Origin of the sequence: Schaalia odontolytica, assembly GCF_009730335.1 — a bacterium.
Lineage (GTDB): Bacteria > Actinomycetota > Actinomycetes > Actinomycetales > Actinomycetaceae > Pauljensenia > Pauljensenia dentiphila.
This window is the reverse complement of the sequence record NZ_CP046315.1, coordinates 1,123,040-1,133,560: the sequence shown is the minus strand read 5'-3', so window position 1 is coordinate 1,133,560 and position 10,521 is coordinate 1,123,040. Positions and strand designations below refer to the sequence as shown.

The window sequence follows — 10,521 nt, the reverse complement described above, 5'->3', positions numbered from 1 at the left end:
CCTTCAGACTCACGGGGTCGTCGGATACAGGTTAGCTGACCCCGTAGACGCGGGGATACCCAGGTTGGCGACCGCCGTACGCGCAATGTCGCCAAAAAGCGGGGCTGACGAATCAGATGAGACCGACGCCACCTTCGGATTGTAGAGAACCACGGCGATCGCCAGGCGCGGCGCGTCCGCGGGGATAATACCCGCAGTGGTCGACACGAGGCCCGCAGCACCGTCGATAACGGTCTCAGCGGTACCTGTCTTCACGCCGACCCGGTAGCCAGGGACCTTCGCGGCGCCAGCGGTACCCCGCTCATCCTCAACGACGGATTCCATCATGGTCAGCAGCTGCGAGGCAGCCTGCGCATCCATGACCTGCACGGGCTGGCTGGTATCGGGAACCTCGACCGTTCCATTCGCGTTCGTCCACGACTTCACGATGTGCGGCGAAATGCGCACTCCCCCGTTCGCGATCGTCGCGAGAGCGGAAGCCTCCTGCATCGCCGTAATCGCGTAGGCCTGACCGAACATCGTCACGTAGCGATCGCGCCCCTGCCACTGGTCGGCATTGCGCAGCAGACCCGCAGATTCGCCAGGCAGCTCGATACCGGTCTCCTGGCCAAAGCCAAAGGCGCGCATCATGGAGTAGCGCTGATCATCGCTCACCGTCTGACCGATGAGTACCGTTCCCGTGTTCGAGGACTCCGCCAACACACCCGTCACCGTCAAAGTCTCACCATCGTGCTCGTGGAAGTCCGTGATCGGCCCACCGGCATCGGGCAGATCCAGCGCGTAGGGAACCTGGAAGACACTCGTCGGGGAGATCGTCCCCTGGTTGAGAGCCACTCCCACGGTCACGAGCTTGCCCACCGAGCCCGGCTCGAAGGTGTCCTGCACCGCGTGCACCTTCTGAGGCTTGGCGTTGTCGGGTTCCGTTGAGTTCGAATCTGCCATGACGAGGACGTGCCCCGTCGCAACATCTTCGATGACGACCGCGCCCCAGTCGGCATGGTGCTTCGCGACGCGCGCGTCCAGGAGGTCCTGCACCTGGTGCTGAAGGTCAGCGTGCATCGTCAGCTCGACGTTGCCACCGTTCTTGGGCTCCACCGTCGTCTTCTTGCCGCCGGGCATGACGGCGCCGTTAGGGGCGATCTCAAAGGCCTGCGCGCCCGGGGTACCCGTCAGAAAGGCATCGAACTGTGCCTCTATGCCCGAGGAGCCCTGCCCATCGGCGTTCACCGTACCGATGACCGGGGTCGCCACGTTGCCGTTGGGGTATTCGCGTTCAAAGACGGACTCCCACTCGATCCCGTAGATGTCGAGCTTACGGATCTCACGGTAGGTCACCGCATCGACGTTTCGCTTGATGTACTCGTAGGTCGAGTCGCCCAGCATCATGCCGCCCAGCTCCGCCTCGTTCATGCCGAGGAGCGGGGCGAGCTGACGAGCGGCCTCAGCGGGGCCACGCCCGACCTCGTTGCCGTCATCGTCGCGGTGCACATAGGCGCGGATATTCAGCTGGTTGACGGCGATGTCGTAGGTCTGGATCGAGTTCGCCAGCACCACTCCGGTTGCGTCGGTGATCGTTCCGCGCGCGGCTGCGACTTCCGTCGACGATGTGCGCACACGCTGCCCCTGAGCAGCCAGGGATGGGCCTTCAATGATCTGCAGCTGCACGAGCCGCACGGCGCAGATGCTCAGGGCAAAGATGAAGAATCCCAAGACCCAGCGCGAACGCGTGATGACGGTATCCATAGGCACTCGCCTCCGAGTTACTTCGCGGGGGTTCCAGCCTCGACAGTGCCGGTCTCAAGCGTGATGAAACCCGACTTGCCGGCGGGCACCATGCCGTTCGCCTTGGCCGCCTTCTCCAGTTCCGTCGGCGAGGCTTTGCGATCCAGCTCAGCGCGCATGGTCCACGACTGCGCCTCCAGTTCGTTGAGCGCGAGCTGCTGCTCGCGGATCTCAAAGGAGGTCTGCGCCATGCGGGTGTTGAGCACCATTGAGGTCACCACAGACGCCAGAGCGACGACGACGAGGAGGGCCACGATAGCCATCAGGGAACGGCGCGGGCGGGTGCCCTGGACGAGACGAAGCTCGTGGACCTCGTCGCGGCGCAGCTCGGGGCGTGCTGCGGGACGTGCCTTCGCGGTTGCTGCACTCATGCGAGGTCCTTCCATTCACGGATGAGCTCCGCACCGCGCAGTCGCACGGAAGCGGATCGGGGATTGTGGTCTTGTTCGGCCTGGTCGGCCTTGTTTGCGCCCTTCGTCAGCAGGCGCAGGCTGGGAGCCATCTCGTCGGGGACGACCGGCAGTCCGGGAGGCGCTGCGGACGTGGAGCCGCAGCGCAGCACATCTTTGACTATTCGGTCTTCAAGGCTTTGGTAGGACTCCACGACAAGGCGCCCGCCAACTCTCAGACTGGACAGCGCCCGCGGGAGCGCCCGCTCCAAGATGGTCAGCTCGTCGTTGACCGCAACGCGCAGCGCCTGGAACGTGCGTTTCGCTGGGTTGCCGCCCGTGCGCCTCGCAGGTGCCGGGATTGCCTCGCGAATGATGTCCACGAGCTCTCCGGTGCGAGTGATGGGCGCGTCGTCTCGGCGGCGGATGATGAGCCTGGCAATCCGGGGCGCAAACTTCTCTTCGCCGTAAGTGCGCAGGATACGGATTAGTTCACCCTCCGAGGAGGTGGCCAGCAGGTCCGCCGCGCTCTGCCCGCTCGTCGCGTCCATTCGCATGTCGAGCGGAGCATCCTTCGAGTAGGCGAAGCCGCGGTCGGCCTCGTCGAGCTGGAGGGACGACACTCCCAGGTCCATGAGAACGCCGTCCACGCGAGCGCCCGTACCGAGCTGCTCCTCAACGGCCACATCAATGTTGTCGTAGGTGGTGTGGACCGCGCGGAAACGTGTCCCGAAGCGCTCGAGGCGTGCCGAGGCCAGCTCGATGGCCTGGGGGTCACGGTCAATGCCGATGACGGTGAGTCCCTCAAAACGCTCGAGAGCTCCCTCGGTGTGACCGCCCATGCCGAGGGTTCCATCCACGAGGACAGCACCGGGGCGTTTGATCGCCGGGGCGAGCATGTCGAGGCACTCGCGTAGCAGCACGGGGACGTGACGCTCGCTCGCGGGGCGCGACGAATCGCGCACCGGCTCCGATGCATCGCGCATGTCGCGCCTCCTTTACGTTTATCGCCTCGATCCGTCCACCCAGGTCCCCCACCGTGCTCCGCCACCGGGGAAGTGATGTCGGAACAGCGGGCGGAGACCTGAACGTACGGGTCAGAACATCCCGGGAATAATCTCTTCTGCTGTATTGGAGAAGACCTCCTCCTGGACCGCGAGGTATTCACGCCAGGCCGAGGCATCCCAGATTTCGGCTCGCGAGCCCGCGCCAATGACGGCGAGCTCACGACCCAGACCGGCGTATGCACGCAGGTCTGCAGGGACGCTTATGCGCCCCTGCTTGTCCGGGACCTCCTTATAGGCACCCGAGAGCATCACGCGGATCCAGTCACGCGCCTGCTTGGACGACAGGGGCGCGCGGCGCAGTTCCGCGGTCATGTTCTCGAACTCCGACGCAGGGAATGCGTAAATGCAGTGCTCTTGTCCGCGAGTGAGGACGATTCCGCCCTCCATGTCCTCGCGAAAGCGCGCGGGCAGGAACATGCGGCCCTTGTCGTCGAGCTTTGGCTCGTACGTACCGAGGAACATGTCACCGCCCTCCCCTGTTCGGAACTTTCCCCCACTTTAACCCACCAGACCCCATATTTACGCGGGAACTTACGGCGTGGCGCGAGATACATCGAGCCAAAAATGGCGGAATTGCAGCGAAAAAATCAGGTGGAGAAAAGTGGGGAAATCTTGCACACACTCGGTAAGTCGCGCCGTCATGGACGACGGCTGTCAGAGGCGATAACGGGATGCACAACAGGTGTAATTCGTTGTTATTACAGCATCTTCACGAGGCATGGGAGCGTTTAAAGGGCACCGGTGCCACTCTCGGGGAGGACAGTGGGGAGTGAGGTGGAGAATCCCGGGGAGCACAGTGGGGAGCGCAGTGGGGAGTGAGGTGGAGAATCCCGGGGAGCACAGTAGGGAGCGCAGTGGGGAGCGCAGTGGGGAGCGCAGTGGGGAGCGCAGTGGGGAGCGCAGTGGGGAGCGCAGTGGGGAGCGCAGTAAAGCGGGGCGAGCCGACTAAACCGGCTCACCCCGCTTCATCAGTCGTATGGAACTCCTAGTCGTTGTCTCGACGGTCGTCCCAGCGGCGCTCCTGGTCCTGAATGAAGGAACTCCATCCGCTGCTCTTGTCTGCGCCGCGCGCGGACGATTCATCGGCCGACTCTGACGACGATGCTCCCGGGCGCGACATGGCGTAGAGGACACCTGCGACCGTCAGCGCGAAACCGGCGACCCCCAGGAGGATCGAGAGGATTGAGTATCCCAGCGACACAGCAGCGACCAGGACGACCATGCCCAGGACCGCTCCGGTCAGGCCCAGCGCGATGCGACGCGGAGCGCGCGGTCCGCGAGCCGGCTCGGGGTCCTCTTCGACCGCAGGGGCGGACATCTGGGAGGCCAACGCCGGGTCTTCCTCGCGCAGGGATGCTTCCATCTGCTCGAGGATCTTCTTCTCGTACTCGGTGAGAGCCATTGGGTGCCCCTTTCGGACGGTGTTGTCCTCAGCTTAGCGCGTGTGACATGCCGGAGACGAACTGGCCTTACAGGAGCGTTCCCTGCGTGGGCTCTTCGTTGCCGGGGTCACTCCCCTGCCCGTGCGCCTGAGCGCTGGGGCCGGCGGGAGAAGCCCCGGCCTCGTCGCTATCCCCACCAAAGGAGCGCCTGCCCGGCACCTTCTTACCCAGGAGCGTGGCGGGGGCGAGCGCGCCCGCGCCGAACTTGTCACGGATCTGATCCATCGCACGCTCGGAGGCGGCGGGCCTCTCATCGCGGTCGAGTGTGACGGCGACGCCGCCCGAGCGCGCCTGCAGCCCCTCCACGCGCACGCCGAAGAGCCGCACTCCCCCGATCGGTATGTCCTCGCGGGCGAACAGGCCCTGTGCCGCCTGCGCAATATCTCGCCCCGTGTCGGTGGGGGCCACGAGGCTCACGCTGCGCGTGATCGTATGAAAATCAGTGCCGCGCATCTTGATGCCCACGGTCCACCCCACGACCCCTCCGGCGCGCAGCCTGCGGGCGCAGTCGTGCGAGGCCGCCAGGATGAACTCTTCAATGTCTGCCCGTGAGCGCACGTCCTCCTCGAAGGTTCTTTCCATGCCGACCGATTTCTCCGCGCGTGTGGGGGCGACGGGACGCGGGTCTCTGCCCCACGACAGGTCGTGCAGGTGGTGGGCCGAAGCGACGCCAAGGAGCTTAGTGAGGCGCGTGAGTGGGGCGTTGGCGAGGTCCCCGATCATGTCAATCCCTTCCCGATCGAGGATCGCCGCGGTCTTTCCCCCAACTCCCCACAGTGCTCCAACGGGCAGTCCGTGGAGGAAGTCGACCGTGGCCGCCTGCGGGATGAGGAGCAGGCCGTCGGGCTTGGCGTGCGAGGAGGCAATCTTGGCGACCGACTTGGTGGCGGCGATTCCGACGGATGCGGGTAGCCCGACGGCTTCGCGGATACGCGCACGGATGAGTCGAGCGATCTGGGTGGGCGATCCCAGCCTGCGGCGCGCCCCGGAGACGTCGAGGAAGGCTTCGTCGATGGAGACCTGCTCGAGGACGGGGGTGACGGTGGCGAGAATCGCCATCACCTGGCGGGAATAGCGTTGATAGAGGCCGTGGTTTCCGGGGATGAATGCGGCGCCTGGGCACAGGGCGCGGGCGCGCGAGGTGGGCATGCCGGCACGCACGCCCAGGGCCCGGGCCTCATAGGTGGCGGAGGTGACGACTCCGCGCCCGGACGTGCCGCCTACGATGATGGGGCGGCCGACAAGACTCGGGTCCTCGCGCATTTCAACCTGCGCAAAGAAGGAGTCCATGTCGACGTGCAGAATCGGCGTGGCGCTATCGTCCGATCCCCAGTCGCGTTTGGCGCGCGCGTCCCTGGGAGCGTTTGACATGTCACCTCCTGTGCCCGTGGGCGTCATCCATGGTTACAGTGTCCACCATGGCACGCTCATCTTCGTCACGCGACATCTCCTTCGACACGGATTTCGGCTCGGCCCGGATCCGCTGGGACGGTCCGCGCGCGACGCTGTTCCTGGGCGACGTCGAATCGTCCGCGGTCGACACGTCGGACCCCACGTACTTGGAGTTCGAGTACATGCAGCATATGGACGCCGTCGTGTCCTCGCTGTGGGGTCCCCAGGATCGTTTCCGTGCGCTCCACGTCGGCGGCGCGGCCTGCGCACTCGCCTGCGCATGGTCCTCGTCTCGCCCGAATTCGCGCCACGTCGCCGTTGAGATCGATCGTCTTTTGGCCGAGCAGGTGCGTGAGCATTTCCCCATCCCGGGGGCCCCGCAGGTCAAGATCCGCGTTGGTGACGGGCGCGCGGTCCTCGACGGGGCACGAGAGGGTTCTTTCGACGTCATCGTGCGCGACGCGTTCGCGTCGGGCGTGACTCCCGATCATCTGCGCACGGTGGAGTGCGCCGATCGAGCACGGCGCGCCCTGGCGGCCTCGGGGGTGTACCTGGTCAATTGCGCGCACGGAGGCCCAGCCAACGCGCGCCAGGACGTGGCCGCCCTGCAGGAGGTGTTCCCCTTCGTGGCATCCATCCAGGACCCAAAGGTGGGGCGAGGGGGACGGCGCGGCAACGTCGTCACCCTCGCGAGTGCCGCCGACGTCGTGGACGTTGATCAGATCGATCGGGCCCTGCGCACGCTGGCTCTCCCGGCCCGCATTACGAGGCCGGCAGACCTGACACGCTGGGTCGCAGGCACGCGGGCGCTGACAGACTCGCTGGTGGGCTATCCGCAGGCGGACTGACGCTCCAACGCACGGGTGAATTCACGCGCACGGGCGAGCCCGGGTACGTGGATAGAGCTCAGGCGCGGTGACGCGGAGCCGAGGGCCCCGGGCCCTTTCCATTGCGACGCGCCTCGATGCGTGCAAGCACGTCCTCGATCGTGTCGGGCTTGGAAGGTTCCTCGGATTCTTCGGTGCGCGGGGCGCGCTGAACGGACTCGATCTCCTCGTCCTGGGCGCGCGAGACCTGCGCCAGGTAGGCCTCGATGACGTCACCGATATCCTTCGGGGTCTTCTCCTCGCCGCCCGCAGACGGGCGCTGACCGAGTCCGGGCAGAGGGATCGCACCCTCCCCTCCGGTCCACGCATCGAAGTGTTCCTCGAGGTTGGAGACCGTGTGCGAGATGTCAGGGTTTCCCTCCACGAGCTTGGCGATGTTCTCTTGGTCCTGCGCGGCCCCCTGTTCGAGATCACCGACGGGCAGAGACAGGTCAGCAAACTTCGCGAAGGAGGTGAGCAGGGCCGAGGAGGCCGCCGGGTAGCCGGTGTCCGCCATGTAATACGGGACCGCGCCGAGCAGCGCCAGCCCGCCAATGCCTCGTTGCCCCATGCGGATCTGCATGAAGGTGGACAGCGGGGAAGGGAACTGCATGTGATTCGAGATCGCGCCAGACCCCGGGGGAAGCAGCGACGCGTCGGTGGCCTGCACGTGCACTGGCGTCGGTCGCGTGTGCGGCACGCCCGAGGGCACCCCGTGCAGCGAGAAGGTGATCTCGACGCCGGCACGCTCGCACAGCTCGTTGATCGCGTTCGTGAACGACTCCCAGTGCGCGTCGGGTTCGGCGCCGTGCAGGACCAGGATCGGGTTGCCCATGTCGTCTTCGACGAGGTCAAGGACAGTTTCGGGCATCACCATGTCCGGGGAGGACACCCAGTTATCGACGGTCGCGATCGGGCGGTGCGAGCGGTAGTCCATGAGCGCATCCGCATCGAAGGTCGCGACCCGCTCGTTGTGCAGGGAACGCAGGAGCTGGCCGATCGCTATACGTCCGGCGGCCCCGGCGTCAATCGCCCCATCAAAGTGGATGAGGAGAATCTTCGCCTTCGCGCCGGCGGCGGGACCGTCGGCATACAGGTCAGTGGCGTTGATACTCACGTCTCCTCCTCACGCTGATTCTTCTGCCTCGTGTCTAACGTACCCGGGACACGCCCGCCACGTCACGCGGGAGATGGTTTTGAGCTTGCGGCGAAGTTCGCCCACTCCGCAGACGACACAGCACGCGAGGCAAAAGTAGGGAACAATAGAAGGCCCATAAACGAGGAGGACCCATGGCCACGAGCACTCATCGCGAGTCGTCGACCGACCTTCCGTTGCCGGAACAGGAATTTGTGGACAGCGCCTACGAGCGCCTGGACGCACTGCGTGCCTCCTACCGGGATCGTCAGGGGCGCGTTCACTCCACCCACGGGGTCGGCAACGCTCAGGGATGGACCGAGCGCGAGGCCCTGTCCGCTCACCTGGGTGAAATGGCCGCCCGCCTCGAAGGCGTCGAAGAGCGTCTAGTGTTTGGTCGCCTCGACATGGCCGACCGTTCGACCCGCCACGTGGGTCGCCTCTCCCTGTCTCACGAGGACGGCACTCCCCTGCTCGTTGACTGGCGCGCACCCGCCGCGCGCCCCTTCTACCAGGCCACGTCAGCCGAGCCGGACGGCGTCGTACGCCGCCGCCACATTTCCACCCGCGACCGACGCGTCACCGGCCTCGAAGACGAGCTGCTGGACGCCTCGAGCGCATCCGGGCTCGAACTCCAGGGCGAGGGCGCTCTCATGCACGCCCTCAGCGAGGCGCGTGACGGACGCATGGGCGACATCGTCGCCACGATCCAGTCCGAGCAGGACCGCATCATCCGCGCCTCCGACAAGGGACTCCTGGTCGTCCAGGGCGGCCCGGGCACCGGCAAGACCGCCGTCGCGCTTCACCGCATCGCCTACCTCCTGTACGCCCACCGCGAGCGCCTCGAGCGTTCGGGTGTCCTCCTCGTTGGCCCCTCGCGCCTGTTCCTGCGCTACATCGAGCAGGTCCTTCCCTCCCTGGGCGAGACCGGCGTCGTGTCAGTGACGCTGGGCGACCTGGTGCCCGGCGTGAACGCGCGCGGCAGCGATGACGAGGCCGTGGCCCACATCAAGGGTCTTCCCGCGTGGGCGAAGATCGTCAAGGAGGCCGTGCGCGCGCTGGCCAAGCTCCCCGACGGCGACCAGGTTCTGCGCGTGTGGAACCGATCGGTCACGCTCACGCGCGCCGACGTGGAAACGGCGAGGCGCCGGGCGAAGCGCTCGGGCCGCGCACACAACGTGGCGCGAGAGTCCTTCGCGCGCGAACTCATGGACGTTTTGGCCCTGCGCTTGGCGCGCGAGGCCGGGGACGCGGACTCCGAGGGCGGCGTCGATCCCGAAGTCAAGCGCTCCTGGCTCATCGAAATCCGCGATTCCGTGGACTGCCGACGTGCAATCAACACGGCGTGGATGCCGACGAGCGCACAGACGCTGCTGCGCCGCCTCTACGCTCGCCCCGAGGTCTTGGCGGCAGCAAACCGCAAGGCCGGCTCCCCCCTGCGTCCCGACGAGCTCGCTGCCCTCGTGCGTCCCCGTTCTGCCCCGTGGACGGTGTCCGACGTGCCCATCCTGGACGAGTGCGAGGAACTGCTGGGCCCCATGCCGTCGTCCTCGACGACGTCGCGCGAAGCCGACGAGGGCGCAATCGAACGCGCCCGCGAGGCGATCGAAGCCCAGAACCTGGGCGGGGGCATCGTCACCGCCCAGATGCTCGCGGAGCAGGTGGCCGGCCAGGACACCTGGACGCCGCTGTCCGAAACCGCCGCAAAGGACCGCACGTGGGCGTACGGCCACATCGTGGTCGACGAAGCCCAGGAGCTCTCCCCCATGGCCTGGCGCGCCCTGCTGCGCCGCTGCCCGTCGCGTTCCTTCACGGTGGTCGGCGACCTCGATCAGCGTCGCGGCTCCAAGCGCCCACCCACCTGGGAGAAGGCACTCGGACCGGCGGCGCGCGCCCTCGCGGCCGAGTACGCACTGACCGTCTCCTACCGCACGCCCGCCACGCTCACGACCCTCGCCGAAGGCGTCGTCGCGCGCGCCGGCGTCCCCGTCCTCTACCCGATGACGGCCGTGCGCGACGTCGAGGATTGCTACCGCGTCACCCACGTGGATGCGCCCAAGGACGCCCCGGCCTCCTCGTCGAAGGAGAACAGCCCCCTGTGGCGCGCCGTCGCCCAGGCCCAGGGCGAGTCCGAGGAACGACTCGATCGCGAGGCGGGGACCTCCCGCGGCCGCATCGCCCTCATTGTCGGCAAGGAGCGTGCCCGCGCGTGGGGAGCCGACGTGGACGGCGAGACGGCCCTCTCCGAGCGCGTCTGCCTCCTGTCAGCCATGGCCTCCAAGGGCCTCGAGTTTGACTCGGTCATCCTCGTCGAACCCGCGGAAATCCTCGGTGACGGCGTCGGCGACCTCTTCGTCGCCCTCACGCGCGCTACCCACGACGTGCATGTCGTCCACTGCGCTCCCCTGCCCGCCGGCATGGAAGAGTGGTAGGAGCGACCACACCCTG

General features: G+C 66.7%; 10 protein-coding genes. 3 read left to right on the top strand and 7 right to left on the bottom strand.

From position 1 onward, the window contains the following. Window positions 1-9 precede the first annotated feature (9 nt). The 4 genes from FOC40_RS04870 to mraZ form a co-directional block, all read right to left on the bottom strand. Window positions 10-1,743 carry a peptidoglycan D,D-transpeptidase FtsI family protein gene (locus tag FOC40_RS04870; RefSeq protein ID WP_003796221.1) on the bottom strand — a complete coding sequence of 578 codons (1,734 nt, stop codon included), beginning with the start codon at window positions 1,741-1,743 and terminating at the stop codon, window positions 10-12. 17 nt (window positions 1,744-1,760) lie between these two features. Further along, entirely contained in the window at window positions 1,761-2,153 is a 393-nt protein-coding gene (locus tag FOC40_RS04865) for a hypothetical protein (protein ID WP_003796218.1), read from the bottom strand. Beyond that, a complete protein-coding gene (gene rsmH, locus FOC40_RS04860; protein ID WP_003796215.1) occupies window positions 2,150-3,157 on the bottom strand; it encodes a 16S rRNA (cytosine(1402)-N(4))-methyltransferase RsmH in 1,008 nt (335 codons plus the stop codon). Before rsmH ends, FOC40_RS04865 begins: the two co-directional genes overlap by 4 nt. 111 nt (window positions 3,158-3,268) lie before the next feature. Then, a complete protein-coding gene (gene mraZ, locus FOC40_RS04855) occupies window positions 3,269-3,700 on the bottom strand; it encodes a division/cell wall cluster transcriptional repressor MraZ (RefSeq protein WP_003792696.1) in 432 nt (143 codons plus the stop codon). A gap of 353 nt (window positions 3,701-4,053) precedes the next feature. On the opposite strand from mraZ, the gene FOC40_RS10870 reads away from it, so the two are divergent. Beyond that, complete coding sequence (locus tag FOC40_RS10870) at window positions 4,054-4,227, top strand: glycine zipper domain-containing protein (RefSeq protein WP_419555139.1); 174 nt, start codon at window positions 4,054-4,056, stop codon at window positions 4,225-4,227. Here the strand turns inward: FOC40_RS10870 and FOC40_RS04850 are convergent. Together FOC40_RS04850 and dinB are read right to left on the bottom strand one after the other, a co-directional pair. After that, the gene (locus FOC40_RS04850) at window positions 4,224-4,640 is read right to left on the bottom strand and encodes a DUF3040 domain-containing protein (RefSeq protein WP_003796213.1); all 417 of its coding nucleotides are present in this window, start codon (window positions 4,638-4,640) and stop codon (window positions 4,224-4,226) included. The two genes, FOC40_RS10870 and FOC40_RS04850, sit on opposite strands and share 4 nt — an antisense overlap. 67 nt (window positions 4,641-4,707) lie before the next feature. Beyond that, on the bottom strand, window positions 4,708-6,051 hold the full coding sequence (gene dinB / locus FOC40_RS04845) for a DNA polymerase IV (RefSeq protein WP_003796210.1): 1,344 nt from the start codon (window positions 6,049-6,051) through the stop codon (window positions 4,708-4,710). A 29-nt stretch (window positions 6,052-6,080) separates the two neighbouring features. Between dinB and FOC40_RS04840 the strand changes: the two genes are divergently transcribed. Continuing rightward, complete coding sequence (locus FOC40_RS04840; RefSeq protein WP_003796207.1) at window positions 6,081-6,920, top strand: spermidine synthase; 840 nt, start codon at window positions 6,081-6,083, stop codon at window positions 6,918-6,920. Window positions 6,921-6,978: 58 nt separating this feature from the next. Here FOC40_RS04840 and FOC40_RS04835 read toward each other — a convergent pair whose 3' ends face one another. Further along, window positions 6,979-8,055 carry a PAC2 family protein gene (locus FOC40_RS04835; RefSeq protein WP_003796205.1) on the bottom strand — a complete coding sequence of 359 codons (1,077 nt, stop codon included), beginning with the start codon at window positions 8,053-8,055 and terminating at the stop codon, window positions 6,979-6,981. Between the two features lie 173 nt (window positions 8,056-8,228). Between FOC40_RS04835 and FOC40_RS04830 the strand changes: the two genes are divergently transcribed. Then, window positions 8,229-10,505, top strand: a complete 2,277-nt coding sequence (locus FOC40_RS04830; protein ID WP_003796203.1) for a HelD family protein — start codon at window positions 8,229-8,231, stop codon at window positions 10,503-10,505. The last annotated feature ends 16 nt before the right edge of the window (window positions 10,506-10,521 follow it).

Bases quoted from the DNA above. Each gene is read 5' to 3' on its own strand.
- FOC40_RS04830 (WP_003796203.1), top strand. From the start codon at position 8,229: ATGGCCACGAGCACTCATCGCGAGTCGTCGACCGACCTTCCGTTGCCG.
- rsmH (WP_003796215.1), bottom strand. From the start codon at position 3,157: ATGCGCGATGCATCGGAGCCGGTGCGCGATTCGTCGCGCCCCGCGAGC.
- mraZ (WP_003792696.1), bottom strand. From the start codon at position 3,700: ATGTTCCTCGGTACGTACGAGCCAAAGCTCGACGACAAGGGCCGCATG.
- FOC40_RS04840 (WP_003796207.1), top strand. From the start codon at position 6,081: ATGGTTACAGTGTCCACCATGGCACGCTCATCTTCGTCACGCGACATC.
- FOC40_RS04865 (WP_003796218.1), bottom strand. From the start codon at position 2,153: ATGAGTGCAGCAACCGCGAAGGCACGTCCCGCAGCACGCCCCGAGCTG.
- FOC40_RS04850 (WP_003796213.1), bottom strand. From the start codon at position 4,640: ATGGCTCTCACCGAGTACGAGAAGAAGATCCTCGAGCAGATGGAAGCA.
- FOC40_RS04870 (WP_003796221.1), bottom strand. From the start codon at position 1,743: ATGGATACCGTCATCACGCGTTCGCGCTGGGTCTTGGGATTCTTCATC.
- dinB (WP_003796210.1), bottom strand. From the start codon at position 6,051: ATGTCAAACGCTCCCAGGGACGCGCGCGCCAAACGCGACTGGGGATCG.